The following is a 24,311-nucleotide window of genomic DNA, read 5'->3' as shown; positions in this document are numbered from 1 at the left end:
CTTGGAAGTACAGGACACATACAAAACCATTTTAAAACCATCTGAAGAAACGCTGTTTAAAGAAAAGAACAGTAAGTTTTTTGGATATGCATTTCCTGTAAAAACGGAAGACGATGTTAAAGAGCATCTAGAAGCCATAAAGAAACAGCATCATGCTGCAAGGCATTGGTGTTATGCCTACCAAATAGGAACAGAAACGATTGCATATCGAGCCAACGACGATGGCGAACCAAACAATTCTGCTGGAATGCCTATTTATGGACAAATTCAATCTTTTGATGTTACTAATGTTCTAATAATTGTAGTACGCTATTTTGGAGGCGTTAAATTAGGTGTAGGTGGCTTAATAAGTGCGTATAGAACGTCGGCACAATTAAGCTTGGAAGCTTCAAAAATTGTAGAACGCACCATTAATATAGAATACCTTATTGTTTTCGATTATAAAAACATGAATAAGGTAATGCGCACGATAAAGGAGAAAAATTTAAATGTCGTAGACCAAAAATTAGAACTTCACTGTGAGCTTACCATATCGGTTAGAAAAAAAGATGCTGAAACTGTATTTAATAGTTTCAGCATCCTTTATGAAGTCGAAATTAAAGAACTGTAAGTTTATTCAGGTATAAGATCTAATATATATTTCGGACATTTCATGGGGCGCTTTGTCTCCATGTTAATGAAAGCCAAAACCGTGTTCGCTAAAACTAAAATTTCGCCTTTTTGGTTCATAATTTCGAAGTCAAAATCGATCTTAACCGTAGGGCTCTTTTTTAGTATCGTTTTCACTTTAATGACCTCATCATAAAAAGCTGATTTTTTGTAGTTTAAAGACATTGAAATCACAGGTAACATAACACCTTGGGCTTCCATTTCTTTATAAGACACTCCTAAAGACCGTAGCCACTCAGTCCGCGCCATTTCTAGATACAACGCATAATTCCCATGATGAACAACGCCCATTTGATCGGTTTCACCATAACGCACTCTTATTTCTATTTCGTCAATTATCATAATAAAATTTCATTATTTTTTCGTACATTATAAAGCAGGTTAAACATGAGGAAAAAAATCTTAAAATTCAATAGCTGAGCATTTTTTTTTTAAGATATTTGTTCACATATTTGTCAAACCAAAAAACGAGGGATATTTTCAATTATCCTTTTTAACATTAACTAAGAAATCTTTCAAATTATAATGAGTGTAACTGCGCAATCGGTATGGAATAACTGTCTTGAATTTATAAAAGATAATATCCAACCGCAAGCTTATAAAACATGGTTTGAGCCAATCGCCGCAGTTAAATTAACGGACAACGCTTTAAGCATACAAGTCCCGAGTAAATTTTTCTACGAGTGGTTAGAAGAGCACTATGTTAAAATTTTAAAAGTAGCCTTAACTAAAGAATTAGGAGAAAAAGCCAAACTGGTTTACATTATTAAAATGGAAAACACTTATGGCAATAAACAACCTTTTACAGAACGCATTCCTAGTTCTAGCCGATCTGCAGTTAAAGCCCAAGATGTAGATATTCCGCTTAACAATAAAAACCCAGAATTACGTAATCCGTTTATTATTCCAGGAATTAGAAATGTTAAGATCGAATCGCAATTAAATCCGAATTATAGTTTCGAAAACTTTTTAGAAGGAGATTCTAACCGATTAGCCCGAAGTGCAGGATTAGCTGTAGCGGCAAAACCAGGAGGAACATCTTTTAATCCGTTATTAATTTTTGGAGGAGTTGGTCTTGGTAAAACACACTTAGCTCATGCTATTGGTGTAGAAATTAAAGATAAATATCCTGAAAAAACGGTGTTATATATTTCTGCTGAAAAATTCACGCAACAATATATAGATTCTGTAAAGAAGAATAACAGAAACGACTTTATTCATTTCTATCAAATTATAGACGTGTTAATTATTGACGACGTTCAATTCTTATCTGGTAAAACAGGAACGCAAGATGTGTTTTTCCACATTTTTAATCACTTACACCAAAATGGTAAGCAAGTAATTTTAACGAGTGATAAAGCGCCTGTAGACATGCAAGATATCGAGCAACGTTTACTATCGCGTTTTAAATGGGGACTTTCTGCAGAATTGCAAAGCCCAGATTTTGAAACACGTGTTTCTATACTAAACAACAAATTATATCGTGACGGTGTAGATATGCCTGAAGAAATTGTTGAGTATGTAGCCAAACATATTAAATCTAACGTTAGAGAATTAGAAGGTGCAATTATTTCGTTAATAGCACAGTCGTCTTTCAATAAAAAAGAAATTACTATAGATCTTGCAAAGCAAATTGTTGAAAAATTTGTGAAGCACACGAAACGTGAAGTGTCTATCGATTATATACAAAAAGTAGTGTCGGATTATTTCCAAATGAATGTAGACACACTGCAATCTAAAACAAGAAAACGTCATATTGTTCAAGCGAGACAATTGGCTATGTTTTTTGCTAAGAAATACACTAAAGCCTCTTTAGCTAGTATAGGTTCTCAAATAGGAAAACGTGATCATGCTACTGTACTTCACGCTTGTAAAACGGTCGATAATTTATCGACTACAGATAAGCAATTTAAAAAGTACGTTGAAGATATTACTAAAAAGCTTTCGGTTTAAAACACAATTACAATGACTAAAATACTCATGGTTTGCCTTGGAAATATCTGTCGATCTCCTTTGGCAGAAGGTATTTTACGCTCTAAATTACCTTACGACGATTATGTAGTGGATTCTGCAGGAACAGCGAGTTATCATATCGGGTCTCATCCCGATAATCGCTCTATTACCGTAGGAAACAAATATAGTATTAACATTTCAAAATTAATGGGAAGACAATTTTCTGTTAGAGATTTTGACGATTTTGATATCATTTACGCTATGGATTCATCCAATTATAGCGACATTTTAAGCTTAGCACGTACCGATGCGGATAAAGCCAAAGTAAAAATGATTTTAAACGAAGTTTATCCCAATCAGAATTACGATGTGCCAGATCCTTATCACGGTGGTGCTCATGGTTTCGAAAACGTCTACAAAATGCTAGATGAAGCATGCGATGTAATTGTCGAAAAATTAAAATAACATCATTCAGTTTCGGATTATAAAACTGAATACATTTTTATACTTATGAAAACTTCTTTAGGAAAACTCTATCTTATTCCAACCACTTTAGGCGATAACGAACCTTTAGAAGTGTTACCCATTTCAGTAAAAACCATCATTGAAAACACAACTATTTTTATTGTTGAAAATGAAAAAACTGCAAGACGTTTTATAAAACGAATTTGTCCAGAAACGGTGCAATCTGATTTGGAATTTTTTCATTTAAACAAATTTACATCTGAAAGCGACTTACCAAGCTTTTTAGAACCGTGTTTAAACGGAACAAATGTTGGGTTACTTTCTGAGGCGGGTTGTCCAAGCGTAGCCGATCCTGGCTCTGATGTCGTAAATATTGCACATCTGCAGGGTATTCAAGTTGTGCCTTTAGTTGGGCCTTCCTCTATCCTACTCGCACTAATGAGTTCAGGAATGAATGGTCAAGGATTCTCTTTTAATGGCTATTTACCTATAGATAAGAGTGAACGTAAGCAGGAATTAAGGCGTTTAGAGCGTCTGTCTTTCGACTATAACCAATCCCAAATATTTATAGAAACACCATATAGAAACAATAAAATGCTTGAGGATATTTGTAGTGCATTAGGCAAAAACACTATGGTGTGTGTGGCTTGTGATATTACATTACCAACCGAATTTATTAAAACGAAGCCTGCTTCAGCATGGCTTAAAAACACTGAAGACCTCCATAAGAGGCCTTCAATATTTATTATTCATAAAAGTTAAACTTATACTTTTTTAACTTTTGCTTTCTGATTTGGTTTTACAAAAGACGTATCGTAACCTGAAAACTTCTTCATGTAATGCGCTACCGATGTTCCGTAAGCGTCATTAAAACCTACTGCACCGTAACTTCTTAAATACTTTTTAACGTTACCTGGTCCAGCTAAATGAGCCGCTGCAAGAATACCTGATTCGGTAATCACAACGCCATTAATCGTTTTACCAACATAATTTTTAATGTCTCGTCGTAAAATCCATTTGTTGCGCTCTGTATTCGCTAAAAATGCTTTTTCCTGCAATTCTGGATTCTTTAAAAACTTAACCGGATTATAAATTCCAATAATTTTTAAAGTTTCTTTTCCAAATTGGTATTTTCCTAAATACCCCAATGTATTCACTGTAAAATAATTTCCTCTAGATTCTTTAAAACCTAAAGCTTCTTTAAAACCAACATACGTTTTTCCCAAATCTGGTGAAAATGTGTGTTTAATATTTGTGTTTAATGCTTCCGCATGATTACGATCAATACTATCATTAACCGCGTGATAATTTAAGGCTAAGCCTTCCGATAAATTACTGTTCTCGGCTACACTGATTTTTTCAGTTGAAAATGAATAAAAAGCCAAAGAACATATTGCAAGAATTACGATAACATAACTTCCAATACTTTTCATAATACGTTTAATTTCTTCAGATAGATAAAAACTAGTTACCTGAAAATTTCAGTCGGCAAATATACAACATTTTTTATTAATCTGAAAATTAATCAATTAACAGTTTTTCAACACATATATTTATCTAAAAACGTTTAGGTTAACGGCATTATTGGACTACAAAATCGAATTATTAAGAAAGAAAAATATTACAAATTATGATTTAAAAACATCAGTTTTAACAATTATTTGGTAATTCCTTGACGATTTAGATAGTTCTGATAGGCTCTTGCATTCGCGTTATGCTGACTTAAATTCTTGGCAAAATTATGATATCCTAAGCGCTTCGCATCGGCGACGAAATAATAGTAATCATGATCTTCTGCATTTAGCACCGCATTAACAGCCGTAAGATCTGGCATAGCAATTAATCCTGGAGGCAAACCTGCATTTAAGTAGGTATTATAAGGAGAAACTATAGTTTTATGTTTGTTTAAAACACGTTTTATAACGGTATCTTGGTATTCTGGTAATTGATACGCTGCAAATTTTAAGGTTGGATCTGCTTGTAGTGGCATACCTATCTTTAATCTATTTAAATATACACCTGCAATCCTAGGTTGTTCGTCGGCAGCCTTAGATTCTTCATGAACAATTGAAGCCAGCGTAATTACTTCGCTAGGAGATAAACCAATAGCTTTGGCTTTAGCTAATCTTGAGCTCGTCCAAAATCTCTTGTATTCGGTAAGCATGCGATCTCTAAACTCTACTCCAGAGGTATTCCAAAAAAACTCATAACTGTTTGGCAAATACATTCCCAACATCGTGGCTTTATTAAATCCGTTTTCTTTTATAAAGGCAGTATCTTGCATCGCCACTAAAAGAGACAAACTATCGGCTTCGATTTGTGTAGCAATACGACCTGCTAATTTTTCAATCGTTTCTTGATTATTAAATGCAACTTGAACCGGAAGACTATTAATACGAATGGAATTTATAATATCGTTATTTGTCATTCCTTTAGTAATACTGAACTTCCCACTTTTAATATGTGTAGTATATTTTTTCTGTTCTGCTAAGGCATCAAAGGTTTCAATATCTTTTAAAAGAGGTTTTAACTGTTCGCGCACATCCTGATATGAAGCACGAGTAGGAATAAAAATGTATGCCGTTTCGTTGTTAAAAGCTGTATTGGGCTTAAACATGGCAGCATATACATAGTGTGCGAAAAAGGCAGAAATTACTAGGCCGATAAGCACAATGGCAATAAGAATTTTTTTAATATACATTAGCTATTTATTAATTGTAATAGGAATTCGTTTTTATAAACACCATGAACAAGGTTCCAATCTTTTTTTAATCCGATGATTTGAAACTCTAGATTTTTAAATAATTTTAGACTGGCTACGTTATCTTCTGAAATATTGCAATACACTTGATGTAGTTGTAAATGATTAAAACAGTAATTAACTAAAAGCGATAGTGCTTCGCTACCATATCCTTTAGCCCGTTTAGCTTCATCGGTAATAAGAATCCCAATGCCGGCTTTTCGATTTCTAAAATCAAAATCGAAAATATCTATCAATCCAATCACATTATTATCGTAATCAGAAATCACCAAACGCAATTGTTTTACCTCGTAAATATCTAAATGAGACTCGTCTAAATACTGTTTTATTAAATATCTAGAATACGGTGTTTGCGTATTGCTTAGTTCCCAGATAGCTTCATTATTTTCGACTTCGTGAATAAAATCTAAATCTTCAGGCTCTAAAGCGCGTAAAAATATATGCTCTCCTTTTAAGGTTACCATTCAATTTCCCCTTTAAAGACTTGCTTTGCTGGGCCAATTAACCACACATCTTTATAGCCATCTTCTGTTTTTGTAAACGATACTTTTAATTGTCCGCCTTGTACTTTTAAATGCACCGTACTATCTGGAGTTTCTCCCAAGTAATTCATGGCAATAGCTACAGCTGTTACACCTGTACCACAAGATAAGGTTTCATCTTCCACTCCTCTTTCGTAGGTTCTAACTTCGAATTGGTTACTAGATAGTTTCTTTACAAAATTTACATTGGTTCCTTCTTTATAATAAGGTGCCCCGTTTCTAATTGCACTTCCTAGCGTTTTAATATCGAAGGTTTCTATCTGATCTTCAAATTGTACATGGTGTGGAGATCCCGTATTTAAAAACACATAAGATTTGTGGTCCTCAATATTGGCAACATCCTGCATTTGCAATTGCACCAAATCACCATCGAAAATTACGTGATGCATCCCATCAATGGCTTCAAAAGATCCTTTTTTATCGATTATGTTTAAATCTTTCGCGAATTGAGATAAGCATCGTCCGCCATTTCCACACATGGTACTTTCGTTTCCATCGGCGTTGTAATACACCATTGCGAAATCCGCCTCCGGATGATTCTCTAATAAGATTAAACCATCGGCACCAATTCCAAATCGTCTATCGCATAAGCGATTAATAAGTGCTATATCTGTTTTGTCGAATGTATTCTGACGATTATCGATCATCACAAAGTCATTCCCTGTTCCTTGATATTTATAAAATGTATGTGTCATAATTATCGGCAAATATATGAATAATTAGCAATTCTTTCGAGTGTTAAAATCTCTTAAATACTAAGTTAAATAGCGTTAAACTCTTCTGTACAAAGCAATAAAGAGGTAATTTTAATAATTATTTTTTATTAACCTAAATTACATTAAACATGAAAAAAATATTGACTTTAGTCTTCGTTTCTGCTTTAGGTGGTATGTTAACTCTAGGAACCTATAAAATGTTCTTAGAAAACAAAGACGCATTAGTTATCACGAAAACGGAAACTGCTCCAACCAATTTTATACCAACCGCTAATATTTCTAATCTAAATGCTGTAAGTAATGCACCAGATTTTACCACGGCAGCAGAAAACACAGTACATAGTGTTGTCCATGTAAAAAACACATCTATTGTAACTGGGCAAATGACGTATAAAGATTTATTTTACGGTAGATCTTCTGCTAGACCACAAGTAGGAACAGGTTCTGGTGTTATTATATCACCGGACGGTTACATTATTACCAACAACCACGTTATTAATAATTCTCAAGAATTAACAGTTACGTTAAATGATAATAGGGAATATGAAGCCAAAATTATTGGTAGCGACGATAATACCGATATTGCATTATTAAAGATTGAAACCGACGAAGATTTACCATATACAACCTTTGGAGATAGCGATCAAGCCAAATTAGGAGAATGGGTGCTAGCCGTTGGAAACCCGTTTAATTTAACATCTACTGTTACGGCAGGTATTATAAGCGCAAAATCTAGAGATTTAACCGGACAAAGTAATCAGTCCTTTATTCAAACTGATGCGGCTGTAAATCCAGGGAATTCGGGAGGTGCGCTAGTGAATACAAATGGTGATTTAATAGGAATAAATACGGCTATATCGTCTCAGACCGGTTCTTACATAGGATATTCTTTCGCGGTACCTAGTAATATTGCTAGAAAAGTGATTGAAGATATCATGGAGTACGGGAACGTGCAAAACGGTATTTTAGGTGTTACAGGAGGTGCGTTAAATAATACTTTTGCCGAAAAATTAAATATTGAAGATACTGAAGGATTTTATGTAGATAATGTAGAAGAAGGCTCTGGTGCAGAAGTTGCTGGTTTACAGCGTGGCGATATTATAAAGAAAATAGACCATGTGAAGATTAGAAAATTTGCAGATTTAAGAGGTCATTTAAACACAAAACGTCCAGACGATGTGGTTGATATTACAGTATTAAGAAATGGCGACTTAAAAACCATTCCTGTTACTTTAATTAAAAACCAAACCTTTACTATGCCATTAGTTGGTATTATTAAAAACACCGAGAAAAAAGACTTGAAAAAGTTTGATCTAGATAACGGAGTAAAAATTGTAAGATTAAATAATGAATATGCGCAATATTGGAAGCAAAATGGGATAATGGAAGGAACTATTATTACAGCCATAAATGCTCAGAAAGTACACTCTATAGACGATGTTCAGAACATCTTAAAAGCTAAATCTCCTAACGAACCTTTACAAATTGAAATGATTAACTCTAGAGGAGAAAAAGAACGTTACAATTTTAGATAAATTATAAAAACTTTAAATATCAGTTTTAATAAACCCCTTCTTTAATTAAGAAGGGGTTTATTTTATAAAGTCTGCACTTCTATATTTAAAATTTTATACGTTGCAATAACATAAATATTTAAAAAGACGAGTTGATACAGTTCGTTCTAAAAAAATTGTAATTATTATAGATATAATTCAATTGAAGTATATTTATAGTGCTCAAGCAGTTACCCTATTTTAACACTATTTAAAGCATAAAATACTATAGTTCTTATTAAGTTTAATCATCCAAAAATCAATTTAGAACGTATATATAAAACCTCACTAAAGTGAGGTTTTTTGTTAATTAAAACAGTTAACTTAGACTTTATTTTTTAATTTCGCCACAATCTTAAAAAACTCAAATACGAATTCCATAATGAATGTAATAAAAACATTAACTACTACTCTATTTGCTTGCCTTCTTACCCTAACGGTCGTTGCACAAACAACTCCAGAATCTGAAGAAGAGAGCAAATTATCTTTAAACGAAGGAACGCTAGATAATCAATTTGAATATGTCATTCAAAAATCCAATAATTATCAAAATTATAAAGTCGTAAAAAGGGAATGGTTACAGACATTAAAATCTCACACTCTAGATTCGTTAAAAGCAATTAGAATAGATTTAGTTGAAACTCAAACTAATGTAGACGCACAAGCAAGAGAGATTGAAACCTTAAAAACAGATCTAAGTAAAACTCAAAACACTTTAGATCTTACAAATAAGGAAAAAGATAGCATGCAATTTTTAGGCATGCAACTTAGCAAAACCACTTACAATACTTTTATATGGTCTATAATAGGCGCTCTGTTAGTCTTTCTACTATTCTTTATTTATAAATTTAAAAATAGTAATTCTACCACCAAAGAAGCAAAACGCATGCTTGCCGAAATAGAAGAAGAGTTTGACGAACACCGTAAGACCGCTTTAGAACGCGAGCAAAAAGTACGTAGACAATTACAAGACGAGTTAAATAAGCATAAATCTAATTCTTAATTAAAGTAAGAATCTTATATTTATAACAACATCAAGTCCATACTATCGGTATGGACTTTTTTAATTCCATCTTTTGAGAGATAAATAACTTCGGATTTTAATTCGATTCTTCGCATCTTTGCAAAAGTTATTTAAAATAAAGCCATGCGCATAGATATCATAACCGTTTTACCTGAATTACTGAAAAGCCCATTTGAAGCTTCAATTTTAAAACGTGCCATAGATGCAAACTTAGTCGAAGTTCACTTTCATAATTTAAGAACCTATACAACGGATAATTATAAGACCATAGACGATTATCAGTTTGGTGGAGGCGCAGGTATGGTCATGCTTATAGAGCCTATAGATAAATGTATCTCTCAATTAAAGTCCGAACGAGATTACGATGAAGTAATCTACATGACTCCAGATGGTGAGACCTTGAAACAAGGTATGGCAAATACGTTATCCCTGAAGGAGAACATCATTATTCTTTGTGGCCATTACAAGGGTGTAGACCAGCGTGTGCGCGATTTATTTATAACTAAAGAAATTTCGATAGGTGATTATGTTTTATCTGGAGGAGAATTAGGAGCTGCGGTTTTATGTGATTCCATTATAAGACTAATTCCTGGAGTTTTAGGAAATGAAACATCGGCACTTACAGATTCTTTTCAAGACGATTTGTTAGCGCCACCTATTTATACACGCCCAAGAGAATACAAAGGATTAAAAGTTCCTGAAATATTGTTTAGCGGAAATTTTCCAGAAATAGAAAAATGGCGTGAAAATCAAGCCTTTGAGCATACAAAAAAGCGCCGACCAGACTTATTAAAAGATTAAATAATATTTTCAACTATAGGTTGTAGATAACAAATAAATCACTATTTTTGCACCCAATTTCGAACCAACCTCTGGCGAAAATCGTGAATGTTGCTTTGGATTAACTATTATAAAAAAATAAAGATATGGAATCTTTAATAAAATTTGTTCAAGACGAATTTGTTACAAAAAAAGAATTTCCAGCATTTGGAGCTGGAGACACTATTACAGTGTACTACGAAATTAGAGAAGGTGAAAAAGTACGTACTCAGTTTTTTAGAGGTGTAGTTATTCAAAAAAGAGGTTCAGGTGCTTCTGAAACATTTACTATCAGAAAAATGTCTGGTACTGTAGGTGTAGAACGTATCTTCCCTGTGAATATGCCAGCTTTACAAAAAATAGAGATCAACAAAAAAGGTAAAGTGCGTAGAGCTCGTATTTTCTACTTTAGAGGTCTTACTGGTAAAAAAGCAAGAATTAAAGAAAGAAGAAACAAATAGTTTTCTACTTATCATACTAAAAAGTCCCAGCATTATGTGTTGGGACTTTTTTTATGAACAAAAGTTAATAAGTGCAGTTTATAAGTTGTTGATATCTAAAATGTTAAAATGCTTCTAAAAACTAAAAACATTTCTTATCTTTATAAAACAATTAATACTCTAGGTTACATTAAAGTATTAAACGTTCTTTTAATAATTGTTTTTTTAGATTTTGTAGAGCATGAATTTGCTTGAAAAATCATGATGTCTTAAAAAGGAAAATTGCATAGCAAGGTTAACTATTAAGATTGAAAGTTTTCAAAGATTGTCCATATAACGAAAGTTAAGATTAAATTGAAAACAATGTTTATACTGTATTTGTATTTATAGAGATGAAAGTAAAAACATAAAGAAAAACAATTAAATAGAAACATTTGGTAGCTAGTAAATACATTTTGAACGTTACAACATAAATGTTTCATTTTTGAAATAGTTCAGTTTAATGAAAACAAGTAAGATTTATATCCGAACGTAATTAGTCAAAAGACTAGTAAATTTAAAATGCTATTTCAGAGAAAGCCATATCAAAATAGTTTAACTATACTGATATGGCTTTTATTTTGTCCTAATTTTAACTCTTATTGAGATTATATAAGATCACGTACTAAAACCTTATTTCCCCTTTCTCGAAACAGTGTATCCTCAATAATTTAAATATGGAATCTATGTGTAAGTTATAAAGTCAATTTAACGGTATTGTTGCTTGTTGCAATTATATATATACTGTGACTGAATTCTGTATTCCTCCCCTTAAAATGACTACTAAAGGCTTTTTTAGAAGCATATGTCTATCAATTAATAAAGTAATTAATAGGGTACTTATAATGAAGTAATAAGAGTAATTAGTTCCATAGTACATGTATTATATCCTCGACCATAATAAACAATAAACTATCTTGCCTGGTTTTAAAAAAACATAACCTCTTTACTATTTTATATACTTTAAAGAAGAAAGATAAATAGTTAAACAGTATTCGAGCGACCTCGGAAATCGCTCGTTATATTAGTCAACAAATAACTTCTTTTATTTTGATTGATAGTGAAATCCGTGATTGCAAAATGTTTTACATGCAACTCTTCTACCAACGGATTAAGAACATCTATTTAGAAACTAAATGCTTTTCTTCTCATAAAAGATTACATATTTTTCAATACCACACACCACCTTTTAAAATAGAGTCCTCCTTAATAAATATTTATTTTTAGGTCTAGTTATTTAAAATTTCTTAACGGGTACTTCTCAACCCAGAGAAGATTAATAAAAGACGGTTGAAGTCAACCTACTCTACCCCTTGTCTAGATACATAGCATTCTGACTAAATACTTGAGTTTCATAAAAAAAAATACACTAGGGCATATAGACAATACAATCATTTACTGTTTGTAAATGATTTATAGGACGCTATTATTTTTACAACATATGCCAGAACTACTTTTGCAATTTTCATTGTTATGTATCTCATTCTAAACTTCATCATTATGGCAATAAAGCTACTTATAGAAATTAGTATAACGCAAAAAAGGCAGTCTATACAGACTGCCTTTTTAAAATATAATAGTGTGAACTATTTAGAATTTGTATAATAAACCAAATTGAGGTTGTGCAAAAATGTTGTTGAATAAGTTGATGTTTAATGTAAAACTGTTAGAAGAATCTCCATCTTCTGGGTTTGCATTGTTGTAAGTTAAAATATCAGCTAATACAAATGTTGCAGCAAAGTTTTTTGTAAAGAAATAGTTTAAACCTAGTGTTATGTTAGCTTTGATATCATTGTTAGTGTTATCAATTCCATTAGCTTGAACACGAGAGTGACCATATCCTAAACCTACATCTCCATAAGCTTTGAAACGTTTTTGATCTAATTCTAAGAAATAGTATCTAGCAAAAGCTCCAATTCCAAAGAAATCAGTTTCGCTTCCACCATCAGTGTCACTTCCACCGAAATCTAAATCCCCTCCTACAGCAATTTTATCAGAAATGAAGTATCCAAATTTTGGGTTAATCCCGTAACTTGTATTGTCTCCATCAGTAGTGATTGAAATACCACCTTCAACGAACATATCACCTTCTTCAAAAGAAACACCTCTAGCTGTTCTCATTTCAGAAGTGATTTGTGATTTAGTAATTTCTTGATCTTGTGCCTGAGCAAATCCAAAAGCAAATAAAGCAACTAATGTTAAAGTAATTCTTGTCTTCATAATTATTATCTTTTTAATTAATTCACGTTCAGGAAGTTAAATTGCATTTTCATAGTTTTTTAATGCTTAATATTCCCGAAAAATCAAATCGACGGCAAAAGTATAAAAAAATTGATGACGTGCAAGCTTTAATATTTTATTTTGATAATTAAATGTTAAAACACCAGATGTAATCAATAGAAAAAAATTCTATACCTGATAGTTTTATAATTATAAGTAAACAGATGTAACAAAAAAAGTAAAATCAATCTTTATTGTGAGATAGAATAGCGACACGCAATGGATTAATAGATGAGAATTGAATAACAAAATCCGAAATAGAATAAAAAAACAAATAACGAACTGCTTAAATTAGTTATTAAACATACTATCCATAATGGTTTTTAATCCTTTAAAGGCGAAAAAAACGGCAAGACCACAAACCACAATACCTAAAATTAAAAGAGGAATATAGAGTGGTTTTTCTGTATTTGTAAATGCAATATGAATTAAGGATGGCCCTAGAAACATCAACCCGAGAGAGATGACCATTTTTTTTAATCCATCGACTAAAATCTTTTTATTTGTTCTTTTAGTTTCCATTATTGGCATGCTTTAAAACGTTTCTAACACTTTTATACTCTTGAAGAAGAATTTCGGCATCGTTATAGGAAATATTTAATTCTGACATAATCATTTTGATACCACGATCGACCAACTTATCGTTACTCAATTGCATATCGACCATTTTATTCCCTTTAATTTTTCCTAATTGAATCATGGTTGCGGTAGAAATCATATTCAGAACTAATTTCTGAGCTGTTCCAGCTTTCATTCGTGAGCTTCCCGTAACAAATTCGGGACCTACAATAATCTCTATAGGGAATTGAGCTGTTTGCGATAGCGGACTATTATGATTACACGTTATACAACCTGTAACTATACCCTTAGAATTACACATTTCTAGTGCAGCAATAACATACGGTGTTGTTCCTGAAGCAGCTATACCAATAACAACATCTTTAGTCGAGACATTGTACTTTAATAAATCGTTCCAACCTTGTGTGGTAGAATCTTCTGCAAATTCCACTGCATCACGAATCGCCTTATCTCCACCTGCGATAATCCCTACCACAAGACTAGAAGGCACTCCAAACGTAGGCGGGCATTCTGAGGCGTCTAAAACTCCTAGTCTACCACTAGTTCCAGCTCCCATATAAAATATACGTCCGCCTTCTTTCAATTTGGCAACGGTTTGTTCTATTAAGGCTTCGATGTTAGGAAGCGCTTTTTCCACGGCCAGTGGTACTGTTTTATCTTCATTATTAATATTAACTAATAAATCTGAAACAGACATACTTTCTAGATTATTGTACTTAGAATCGGCTTCGGTAGTTTTTATAAAATCCATGTTGTAAAGATACAAATTTGTAAAAGTTACCATATACCTTATAACAAAAAAAGACTCCATTAATGGAGTCTTTTTGAATAAAAATATGCTTATTTTCTTAAGATATAGTTTCTAAAATAGCATTTAAAGTTGCACTTGGACGCATCACTTGAGACGTTAATTCTACACTTGGTAAGTAGTATCCTTTAATATCTACTGGGTTACCTTGAATAGCATTTAATTCCTCTACAATTTTAGCCTCATTTTCTGCTAAAGCTTTAGCGACATCTGTAAAAGTCGCTTTAAGATCTGCGTCTTTAGTTTGATTAACAAGAGCTTCTGCCCAATATAAAGCTAGGTAAAAATGACTTCCACGGTTATCTAATTCCTTAACCTTACGAGAAGGAGATTTTCCGTTGTCTAATAATTTTCCTGTAGCTTCGTCTAAAGCATCTGCTAAAATTAATGCTTTATCATTGTTAGTCTTTTCAGACATATGTTCTAATGAAACCGCCAATGCCAAGAATTCTCCTAATGAATCCCAACGTAAATGGTTTTCTTCCAATAATTGTTGTACGTGTTTTGGAGCAGATCCACCAGCACCAGTTTCAAATAATCCACCCCCATTCATTAATGGAACGATAGATAACATTTTAGCGCTTGTTCCTAATTCTAAAATTGGGAATAAATCTGTTAAATAATCACGTAATACATTTCCTGTAACAGAAATAGCATCTTCTCCTTTTTTAATACGCGCTAATGTAAAATAAGTCGCTTCTTCTGGAGATAATATTTGAATATCTAATCCAGAAGTATCGTGATCTGGTAAATATTTTTCTACTTTTTTAATTAATTCGGCATCGTGCGCTCTGTTTTTGTCTAACCAAAATACAGTAGGAATATTTGTTGCTCTAGCTCTACTTACTGCTAATTTAATCCAGTCTTGGATAGGCGCATCTTTTGCCTGACACATTCTCCAAATATCACCAGCTTCAACAGTATGCTCAATTAATACTTTATCATCTGCGTCTATTACACGTACTGTACCTGCTGATGCGATTTCGAAAGTTTTATCATGAGAACCATATTCTTCTGCTTTTTGTGCCATAAGACCAACGTTAGGAACAGTTCCCATTGTTGTAGGATCGAAAGCACCATGTTCTTTACAGAAATTAATAGTCGCTTCGTAAATACTAGCGTAACTACTATCTGGAATAATAGCTTTAGTATCTTCTTGTTTTCCTTCAGCATTCCACATTTGTCCAGATGTACGAATCATTGCTGGCATAGAAGCATCGATAATAACATCACTAGGTACATGCAAATTAGTAATTCCTTTTTCAGAATTTACCATAGCTAAAGAAGGACCATTTTTAAACGCTTCGTCTATATCTGCAAGAATCTCGTTACGTTTATCTTCTGGTAAAACTTCAATCGTACTTAATAAATTTCCAAAACCATTATTAACATCGACACCAATACTTTCTAAAGTTTCTTCATGTTTTGCGAAAACATTCTTAAAGAATACACGTACAGCATGACCAAAGATGATAGGGTCTGATACCTTCATCATAGTCGCTTTCATATGTAAAGACAATAACACATCTTTATCTTTGGCATCCTTAATTTGAGCTTCTAAAAAGGCAATTAATGCTTTTTTACTCATTACAGTACCATCGATAATTTCACCTTTTAAAAGGTCTAATTTATCTTTTAATACTGTTGTCTTTCCATTTTCATCTTCAAACTGAATGCTTACAGATGTAGCATCACCTAAAGTTACAGATTTCTCATTATTTGCGAAATCGCCTTCAGACATAGTCGCAACATGTGTTTTAGAGTCTGCACTCCAAGCTCCCATAGAATGTGGGAATTTTTTAGCGTAATTTTTTACGGCTTTAGGAGCTCTACGGTCAGAATTTCCTTCACGTAAAACAGGATTTACAGCACTACCTTTAATCTTGTCGTACCTTGACCTGATTTCCTTTTCGGCATCAGTTTTAGGTTCGTCTGGATAATTAGGTAATTTATAACCGTCTTCTTGTAATTCTTTAATTGCCGCTTTAAGCTGAGGAAGAGAAGCACTAATATTAGGTAATTTTATAATATTTGCTTCTGGATTTTTAGCTAATTCTCCAAGCTCGGTTAAAGCATCTGGTACTTGTTGCTCTTTAGTTACAAAGTCTGAAAAGTTAGCAATAATTCGTCCTGCTAAAGAAATGTCTCTAGTTTCCACATTAATTCCCGAAGGATTTAAGAACGCTTGTACAATAGGTAAAAAAGAATAAGTTGCCAAAGCCGGAGCTTCGTCGGTTTTTGTGTAAATAATTTTTGAGCTAATTGCCATTATTTTAGATTGTTTTATGTAGTTTTTTATGGTCGAAAAATATAGCGTTATTTTTACGAATTGCAAAGATACAAAAAACGTAAAATTTATTTATGCTGTATTCAAACAAGTATCACATCTTTTATAAGAAAAATGCATTTATTACTCTAAAAACACAACTGTTTTTAAAATTTTAATAAGAATTTATTGTAAAAACAGTAATTAACCCTCCAAAAAATCAGCATTTTATAACGTTTGCGGCCACAAATCATGGTAAATTTATCACTACAAGGCTATATTAAGTAATTCGCCACTAATTTGTAGTACATCTAATTCGGCGAGTTTAGCATCAAATTTAGCTTGATTTCTACTTAATTCGGCATTTCTTAAATTCAGTTGTGCTTGTCTAAATTCGATAGACGTTGTTTGTCCTAATTTAAATTTTTCCTCCGTACGCTCAAAGTTATTTTGAGCTGTTCTAATATTGTCTTCCTGAACGTAATAGATAGATAATTTATTCTGGTAGTTATCCCAAGCATTATTAAAATTACGTTCAATATCCAAGATTAATTGCTCTTTCTGTAATTCCTGATTTTCTAAAATTAATTTAGAGTTTCTAACTTGAGTTATCGTTGTACCTCCATCGAATAAATTCCATGACAAATTTAGACCGCCAGATAGTCCTGTATTTGTAGATTCCGAAACAAACGACGCTGCATTATTATTATTTTTATTCCAACCGTAAGAGCCACTTAAACCCAGACTTGGTAGATATTGAGATTTTCTAGATTTTATACCTAATTCACTTAACTGGATATTTTTATTAGCTTGTAACAAGCTCACGTTGTTCGCTTTAGTTTTTTCTAATAAATCCGTTTTATTTAGTTGTAGTAGAAAATCAAAATCGGTTTTAACCTCAAAATCCGACTCCATCTTATTCCCTAAAATAACGTTTAAATCACGCTTTGTATTTACTAAATTCTGTTTTGTATTAATTAGGTTAATACTGTCATTATTAATATCTACTTCAGCATTTAAAACATCTAATTTAGTATTCTGGCCATATTCAAATTGATATTCTGATCGTAACAATCGGTCTCTAGATATGTTTATGGTTTGTTCTAAAGAAGCTTTATTTTCCGAAATATTTGCGATGCTATAATACACAGCGAATAATTCAAGGACTACATTTTCTATAGTCTCTCGTGCTTCTAACTGTGACAAATTATAAGTCTCCTTAAGCGTCTGGTAATTGTACTGTCTTCCTAAACCATCAAAAAGCAAATAGTTTAACGTTACAGAAGCATCGTATCTCGAACTTTCTGCTCCGTTTAATGTTGTGGTTTCGCCATTAGAGAATTGCGCTTCTGTATTATCTAAATTAAAATTAGCACCAGCAGCACCCGACAATGTTGGTAAGTATCCTGAGTTTAGGATCGCTGCATTATTTTCGGCTACTTTAACATCGTTGTTAATAATCTTTATTCCATAATTATGCTCTAAGGTTAACGTAAAGGCCTCTTCTGGAGTCAGGATACGTTGTGCTGTAACTGTTACAGAAACTAAGATTAAAGTAAGTAAAATATATGTTTTAAAATTCATGCTCTTCTTTTTGTTCTTTAATGGCACGTTCAACTTCTTCTTTTGTTACCCTTTTACCCGTAGACAACCACTTAACATTTGTTTTTATACTATTACTAAAGGAAAGAAAAAGTGGTAGTACAAGTAGTGTTAAAATGGTAGCGTACGCAATTCCGAATGAGATAGAGATAGCCATGGGTTTTAAGAATTGTGCTTGTCTACTTTTTTCTAATAATAAAGGTGCTAAACCAGCGATAGTGGTTAATGATGTTAGAAAAATAGCTCTAAACCTTGATTTCCCTGCATCGGATAATGCCAAATCGAAAGACATACCTTCCTTAAGATTACTATTAAACTTACCTATTAACACCAATCCATCGTTAACCATAATTCCTAATAGAGCAATAATACCTAACAAGGATAAAACGTTTACTGGGAATCCTAATAACCAGTGGCCCCAAGCTACAGCTGTTAAACTAAATGGCACCAATAATAGCAATAATAATGGCTGACTATAACTTCTAAATGTAAATGCAATGGTTATATAGATTAGTAGTAATATAACCGTTCCTGCACTGCTTAAAGATGATGTCAGTTTCTGAGCCTCGCGGTTCTGACCTTCGAAAGAAGCGGAAATTGTAGGGTATTTAGATTGTAATTCTGGAATCGTTGTTTTTTTAATATCATCTAAAATATCTGTAGCACTAGTACTCGGATCTTTTAAATCTGCAGAGACTCTAATTTCACGTTTCCCCTCTAAATGATTAATAGCCACATCTCCTCGAACAATACTATAGCTTGCAATATCTTTTAAGCTTACACGACTTCCGGAAGGTGTAAAAATACGCATGTCTTCTAAGTTGTTTATCGATTCTCTATTTTGCCTATCGTATCTTACCCAAACTTTAATTTCATCTTGTCCTCTTTGGAATCGCTGTGCTTGAGCTCCAAAAAAACCAGAACGGACTTGACTCATTACTGAAGACAAATCTAAACCTAGTAAATAGGCCGATTCTTTTAACTCTAGACGAATTTCTTTTATTCCTGCCGGATCGTTATCTTCTATATCTTTAAGAAGTGCATTTTCACTTAGAATGCGTTTTAATTCTAATTTAGCAGCTTTTAGTTCTTCAATATTGTTTCCTAATAGGGCAACAGAAACAGGACTACCACCAAAATTACCTCCAGAACCAAAAATTAAACGTTCTGTCCCGATTACTGGACCAACTAATTCCCGAAGTCTATTGGCCACTAATGATGCATTGATCACATCTGGACGATCCTCTCCTGGTAACATATTTATAACTAGTTCGGCACTAGAACTACTTTTTATAGATAGAATTGTATTTTCGAAAAGTTCTTTATCTGTATCTTTTAAATATTTCTCGGTAAACTCTTGATTAACGATAAGCGCTTTTTCTTCAATCATTGAAATGATAGAATCTGTAACTCTTACATTGGTACCATTTGGCATATCGAGTTCTATAGAAACACGATCACTTGCTATTGAAGGGAAAATTGTTACTCCAATAACGCCACCGCCAACAGCCCCAACTGTTAAGACTAGAAGACCAACAAAAATTCCTAACGACAATATTTTAAACTTAAGTATAAAGTCGAAAGTTGGTGCATACACCCTGTCTCTTAAAAAGATCATTACGCGGTCTCCTAATGCATTAATATTTCGCATTTTAGAGAAAAACTGATTGAATTTACTTGGATTTTCTTTCGGAACCTCTTTACGTAATGCTTTAGAGTGTGCTAAATGCGCTGGTAAAATAATTAATGCCTCTATAAGAGATACGACCAATGTTAAGATTACAATAACCGAAACTTCACTAAAAAACTCACCAATTCTACTATCTAAAAATTGAAATAAGGAGAATGCTAAGAGTGTAGTTATAATTGCTGATACCACAGGAGGAATAACCTCCATAGTTCCATCGATTGCCGCTTGAACAGGTGTTTTTCCTTTTTCATAATGCTGATAAATATTTTCGGCAATAACAATTCCGTCGTCTACCAATATCCCGATTACGATAATCATCCCAAACAAGGAGAAAACATTTATAGTAACATCAAACTGACTTGCAAAAATAAACATCCCTAAAAAAGAAATTGGAAGTCCGAAAGCGACCCAAAATGCGAGGCGTGTATTTAAGAACAGGGAAAGAAATAATAACACCAATAACATACCAACAATGGCATTTTCTGTTAAAAGTTGTGTACGTTGCTTTAAGGTTACAGAAAGATCTCTTACAATATCTAACTGCACATTATCGTGTTTAAGATTATAATCTGCTATATATGCTTTAACATTATCTGCAGACGACATCAGGTCTTCGTTATTGGTACTCGTTACCGAAATATTAACGGCTAATTCCTGATTGAAAAAGGTGGCGTTAGGTGTTTCAGAAAAACGATCCCGTATTATAGCGACATCTTTTAGCCTAATTATTCTACCATCCTGTGTAGCTCTTACAATTATATTAGAGAGCTCGTCTCCATAATACGATCTATTATTGGCTCGGATTAAATATTCTTCAGTATTGGTTTTAATATTACCTCCTGTTATTAAAATATTTGAAGAGGACACCGCATTGGCAACTTCATTAAAAGTTAAATTAAAAGCCTGTAAACTCACTTCGTTAACTGCAATTTCAATTTCTTCTTCCGGATATCCTGTTACTGTAACTTGAGAAATACCATCAATAGCACGTAAATCATTTTCGACTTGACGCCCAATTTGCTTCAATGTAGCTAACGGAACATTTTCACCATTTAAAGCAAAGGAAATGGTTTCGCGTATCGCTTCTTGTTTAGAAACCACTAAAGGTTCCATACCCGTAGGAAAAGAAGGCACGCGATCTACCGCGTTTTTCACCTCGAGTAACATAAAGTCTATATTCTCGTCCTTTTCAATCTCTACAGTAATTGTTCCACTATTTTCTAAGGAAGTCGATGTTACTCTATCTATACCTTTTAATCCTTTAAGGTTATCTTCAATCTGCAAGACAATACCCTCTTCAATTTCTTGAGGAGAAGCTCCAGGATAAGTAATATTTACATTAATTATTTTGGAATCTGTTAAAGGAAAGAAAGATGACTTTAAAGATAATATCCCTAATGTACCAAAAGCTATAAATGCAATAATAAAAATGTTTACAGCAATATGATACTTAATAAAATAAGCTATAATTTTTCTCATAACTTATATATTATCTGCTTTAGTTGTTTCGTCTGAAAATGGTTTGACTAACATACCCGCATATGCTCCGGGAACTGGTTTTGCTAAAATAACAGTTCCATTAGGAATATCTTTTAACACAACCGTGGTTTCAGAATAAAACACAGGATTTACATCTAACACATCTAGCGTATCCCCTTTAACCACAAATAATTTATCGCCATCTAGCATTAAACTTCTATCAATTTCAATAGCATTCGCTTCTTCTTTGGCATTTAATTTAGCCTCTAAATACATTCCCTCTTTTAGGTCTTCGTTTTTAACTTCAATAAATGCAGTAATGGTTTGTGTAGCCATATTAACACTTCCATTTACTCTAGCTACACTACCCGAATAAGTTTCGGTATGTTCTAAATTATTAAGAGTCACTTCCTCTCCAACCTTTAATAAAGTAGCATAAGACTTACTTAAAGCCACCTCCATTTCATAAATAGATGGATCGATAAATTCTCCTAATTTTTGACCACTACGAACTAATGAACCTTCTGTTGCTAAGGCCTCAATTAAGATACCATTAAAAGGTGCGGTAATTCTATATTTCGTTAAGCGCTGTTCTAAATTTTTCACAGTGTAATAACTAGAAACAATTCCTCGACCAGTAATAAAATAGTTTTCCTTTTCTGAAGGCATTTCTGGTAACTTAGGCGTCGCTTTATCCATGTTAAAATTCACTAAATAATCTTGCCATTTTTGATAAATCTTTGGGTAATCGAAACGTAAATCAGGCATTATGGCCGCAATATCGTTATACAAATTACTTTTAGCAGATTGCACACTCGCGTAATGCTCTGAAGCGTCAATATCGATTAAAATTTGGCCTTTATTATACACTTGGCCAGGCTTAAATAAAGTCGTTCTTGGTTTAAATATGCCTTGAACCTCCGAATACAATTCTAACCTTCGTTTAGCTCGTAGACTTCCATGTGCAGGAATTAATATAGGAATGGTTTTATTATTTACGGTATCTGTAAAAACAGTTTTTATTATCTTTTCAGTAACCGGTTTAGGTTTGGTTTTAGAATCAATCATTCGCTTCGCTAAAAAGATAGAGAATACAACTAGAAGTATTCCAATAATAGAAAGTAAAATTTTTCGCATGTAGTTAAGTTTATTTCTGGTCTTAAGACCGTAAAACTATCGTTAAGTTAATTTTAAAAGTCTTAAAAAAATCATAAAAAATAAATTAACTATTGGTAAGTGAATTACTAAGAATAAAAAATTAAAAAAAGAAGTAATATTTAACAGAAACTGGAGCCAACACTTTAGGAATGATATAAGTTGTTTAAAATTGGATGCAGAAAGCCGCTAAATAGTTATATACACTTTTAATTAGGCAATTTTAAGACTACCTAGAATGTCTTCATTATAGCTTTACTTGGAGTTGAAGATGAAGTTAAACGCTAATAAACCATTAAAAAGGATGAATTTTCACAGATAAATAAATATGAATTTAGAATTTTATAATAATAAGAATACGTGAAAAATGAGAAATAAGAATTAAAAAAAGGAAGTACGGTTTAGTGATATGGGTTAGAATATGCAAACCTTGCCATGCTAAACATAATGCAAGATTTTTTTATAGCATTAGGAAAACCCCTTCCGATACTTCAATACTTTATTACACTCTTAATATTCATATTTTTCGATCCAATTACGTCAGAGAACTATTTTGGTTAGAAATAAAATGGAAGGGGATCCATGACTAATTCATGTCGAAAGTATAGCTAAACTCAGAGATTTATATCCATAATTTTAGCGTATATATATATAATACTACTATTTTATAATTGATTATATAGTAAAATCCTACATAAACCCGATAAAAGTAGGTTTTTTCCTTCCTTAAGAGGATTTTACTATTTATAAAGTAAAAAAAGCCAACAGATTTAAAACTGAAGATAATAATGGCTTTAAAATGAAACGATCTTATTATTCCACAGTAATTTTGATCGCGACTCAGCCCGAACACCTTTAAACAATATTTAAGAATGCGTTTACGAGCACTATCGAAGAGAAGTTTAAAAAAGAATAAACCATAAATATATGATTGGATTTGTTCTCGACTCCGCTCGAACGCCCTTTAAAGAAATATTCTAAATTTTGATTTCTTGAAAAGTAGATAATCGAAGTAGATCATTACAAAACCATTTGTGTATTCTCATTCGGGGTAGTTTCCCAAAAGTATATAAACAAAAAAAATCCTCAACAAATAAATGTTGAGGATTTAGTTTTAAAAAAGGCGACGACCTACTCTCCCACAAATGCAGTACCATCGGCGCTAATAGGCTTAACTTCTCTGTTCGGAATGGTAAGAGGTGAGCCCTATCGCAATAATCACCTTAAATTGTTGATCGTTAGATGTAATTATTTACAATCTAATCAACCGCGCTAATGCGCAAATATCTTAACATATTGAAAAAGGACTTTAATAGTCTTTATTTTAAAAATACTTTATAATAATAATTCTTTTTTTAACTTAATAAAAAAACATGCGCCCCTCATTACTCTTGCAAGTAACTGTCCTCTATATTACTATAAAGTTAGAGGGGGCTTCCATACAATAAGCCTATGGGTTATTAGTACTACT

At 32.7% G+C, this 24,311-nt stretch carries 20 protein-coding genes and 1 rRNA gene; 8 read left to right on the top strand and 13 right to left on the bottom strand.

Translation table 11 applies throughout. The features are described from left to right. Nucleotide 1: 1 nt before the first annotated feature. On the top strand, nucleotides 2-610 hold the full coding sequence (locus AC0UBM_RS00105) for an IMPACT family protein (protein ID WP_475687159.1): 609 nt from the start codon (nucleotides 2-4) through the stop codon (nucleotides 608-610). 2 nt (nucleotides 611-612) lie between these two features. Here AC0UBM_RS00105 and AC0UBM_RS00100 read toward each other — a convergent pair whose 3' ends face one another. Then, nucleotides 613-1,011 carry an acyl-CoA thioesterase gene (locus tag AC0UBM_RS00100; RefSeq protein WP_475687158.1) on the bottom strand — a complete coding sequence of 133 codons (399 nt, stop codon included), beginning with the start codon at nucleotides 1,009-1,011 and terminating at the stop codon, nucleotides 613-615. 183 nt (nucleotides 1,012-1,194) lie between these two features. Here AC0UBM_RS00100 and dnaA point away from each other — a divergent pair, with 183 nt between their 5' ends. From dnaA to AC0UBM_RS00085, 3 genes are read left to right on the top strand one after another with little or no spacing between them, the layout of a single operon-like run. Then, nucleotides 1,195-2,622, top strand: coding sequence for a chromosomal replication initiator protein DnaA (gene dnaA, locus AC0UBM_RS00095; protein ID WP_414037422.1), 1,428 nt, complete (start codon nucleotides 1,195-1,197; stop codon nucleotides 2,620-2,622). A gap of 12 nt (nucleotides 2,623-2,634) precedes the next feature. After that, a complete protein-coding gene (locus AC0UBM_RS00090) occupies nucleotides 2,635-3,087 on the top strand; it encodes a low molecular weight protein-tyrosine-phosphatase (RefSeq protein ID WP_475687157.1) in 453 nt (150 codons plus the stop codon). A gap of 45 nt (nucleotides 3,088-3,132) precedes the next feature. Beyond that, the gene (locus tag AC0UBM_RS00085; RefSeq protein WP_414037424.1) at nucleotides 3,133-3,849 is read left to right on the top strand and encodes an SAM-dependent methyltransferase; all 717 of its coding nucleotides are present in this window, start codon (nucleotides 3,133-3,135) and stop codon (nucleotides 3,847-3,849) included. Nucleotides 3,850-3,851: 2 nt separating this feature from the next. Here AC0UBM_RS00085 and AC0UBM_RS00080 read toward each other — a convergent pair whose 3' ends face one another. The 4 genes from AC0UBM_RS00080 to dapF form a co-directional block, all read right to left on the bottom strand. After that, nucleotides 3,852-4,520, bottom strand: a complete 669-nt coding sequence (locus AC0UBM_RS00080) for a peptidoglycan-binding protein LysM (RefSeq protein WP_414037425.1) — start codon at nucleotides 4,518-4,520, stop codon at nucleotides 3,852-3,854. 224 nt (nucleotides 4,521-4,744) lie between these two features. Next, nucleotides 4,745-5,788 carry an endolytic transglycosylase MltG gene (gene mltG, locus AC0UBM_RS00075; RefSeq protein ID WP_475687156.1) on the bottom strand — a complete coding sequence of 348 codons (1,044 nt, stop codon included), beginning with the start codon at nucleotides 5,786-5,788 and terminating at the stop codon, nucleotides 4,745-4,747. Continuing rightward, nucleotides 5,788-6,312 (bottom strand): GNAT family N-acetyltransferase, encoded by a 525-nt coding sequence (locus AC0UBM_RS00070; protein ID WP_475687155.1) that lies wholly within the window; start codon nucleotides 6,310-6,312, stop codon nucleotides 5,788-5,790. The genes mltG and AC0UBM_RS00070 overlap by 1 nt, the downstream gene beginning before the upstream one ends. Then, the gene (gene dapF, locus AC0UBM_RS00065) at nucleotides 6,306-7,085 is read right to left on the bottom strand and encodes a diaminopimelate epimerase (protein WP_414037428.1); all 780 of its coding nucleotides are present in this window, start codon (nucleotides 7,083-7,085) and stop codon (nucleotides 6,306-6,308) included. The genes AC0UBM_RS00070 and dapF overlap by 7 nt, the downstream gene beginning before the upstream one ends. A gap of 149 nt (nucleotides 7,086-7,234) precedes the next feature. On the opposite strand from dapF, the gene AC0UBM_RS00060 reads away from it, so the two are divergent. The 4 genes from AC0UBM_RS00060 (at nucleotide 7,235) to rplS (ending at nucleotide 10,963) form a co-directional block, all read left to right on the top strand. After that, a complete protein-coding gene (locus AC0UBM_RS00060) occupies nucleotides 7,235-8,641 on the top strand; it encodes a trypsin-like peptidase domain-containing protein (protein WP_475687154.1) in 1,407 nt (468 codons plus the stop codon). Nucleotides 8,642-9,041: 400 nt separating this feature from the next. After that, complete coding sequence (locus AC0UBM_RS00055) at nucleotides 9,042-9,662, top strand: tRNA (guanine-N1)-methyltransferase (protein ID WP_475687153.1); 621 nt, start codon at nucleotides 9,042-9,044, stop codon at nucleotides 9,660-9,662. A gap of 144 nt (nucleotides 9,663-9,806) precedes the next feature. Beyond that, complete coding sequence (gene trmD / locus AC0UBM_RS00050) at nucleotides 9,807-10,484, top strand: tRNA (guanosine(37)-N1)-methyltransferase TrmD (RefSeq protein ID WP_434036578.1); 678 nt, start codon at nucleotides 9,807-9,809, stop codon at nucleotides 10,482-10,484. Nucleotides 10,485-10,609: 125 nt separating this feature from the next. Beyond that, a complete protein-coding gene (gene rplS, locus AC0UBM_RS00045) occupies nucleotides 10,610-10,963 on the top strand; it encodes a 50S ribosomal protein L19 (protein ID WP_414037432.1) in 354 nt (117 codons plus the stop codon). Nucleotides 10,964-12,571: 1,608 nt separating this feature from the next. On the opposite strand, the gene AC0UBM_RS00040 is transcribed toward rplS, so the two are convergent. The 8 genes from AC0UBM_RS00040 to rrf form a co-directional block, all read right to left on the bottom strand. Further along, entirely contained in the window at nucleotides 12,572-13,201 is a 630-nt protein-coding gene (locus AC0UBM_RS00040; protein ID WP_414037433.1) for an outer membrane beta-barrel protein, read from the bottom strand. A gap of 351 nt (nucleotides 13,202-13,552) precedes the next feature. Beyond that, nucleotides 13,553-13,783 carry a DUF6095 family protein gene (locus AC0UBM_RS00035; protein ID WP_475687152.1) on the bottom strand — a complete coding sequence of 77 codons (231 nt, stop codon included), beginning with the start codon at nucleotides 13,781-13,783 and terminating at the stop codon, nucleotides 13,553-13,555. Next, the gene (murQ, locus tag AC0UBM_RS00030; protein ID WP_475687151.1) at nucleotides 13,773-14,591 is read right to left on the bottom strand and encodes an N-acetylmuramic acid 6-phosphate etherase; all 819 of its coding nucleotides are present in this window, start codon (nucleotides 14,589-14,591) and stop codon (nucleotides 13,773-13,775) included. The genes AC0UBM_RS00035 and murQ overlap by 11 nt, the downstream gene beginning before the upstream one ends. A 97-nt stretch (nucleotides 14,592-14,688) precedes the next feature. Further along, on the bottom strand, nucleotides 14,689-16,917 hold the full coding sequence (locus tag AC0UBM_RS00025) for an NADP-dependent isocitrate dehydrogenase (RefSeq protein ID WP_475687150.1): 2,229 nt from the start codon (nucleotides 16,915-16,917) through the stop codon (nucleotides 14,689-14,691). Nucleotides 16,918-17,181: 264 nt separating this feature from the next. Then, nucleotides 17,182-18,498, bottom strand: coding sequence for a TolC family protein (locus AC0UBM_RS00020; protein WP_475687149.1), 1,317 nt, complete (start codon nucleotides 18,496-18,498; stop codon nucleotides 17,182-17,184). Continuing rightward, entirely contained in the window at nucleotides 18,488-21,685 is a 3,198-nt protein-coding gene (locus AC0UBM_RS00015) for an efflux RND transporter permease subunit (protein ID WP_475687148.1), read from the bottom strand. Before AC0UBM_RS00015 ends, AC0UBM_RS00020 begins: the two co-directional genes overlap by 11 nt. Nucleotides 21,686-21,688: 3 nt before the next feature. Continuing rightward, on the bottom strand, nucleotides 21,689-22,822 hold the full coding sequence (locus AC0UBM_RS00010; protein ID WP_475687147.1) for an efflux RND transporter periplasmic adaptor subunit: 1,134 nt from the start codon (nucleotides 22,820-22,822) through the stop codon (nucleotides 21,689-21,691). Between the two features lie 1,136 nt (nucleotides 22,823-23,958). Then, nucleotides 23,959-24,066: ribosomal RNA gene (gene rrf, locus AC0UBM_RS00005) — 5S ribosomal RNA — on the bottom strand. Nucleotides 24,067-24,311: the final 245 nt, after the last annotated feature.

Source organism: Formosa sp. F44, from assembly GCF_056238645.1.
The sequence above is the reverse complement of the archived record's forward strand: the minus strand, read 5'-3'. Positions and strand labels throughout refer to the sequence as shown.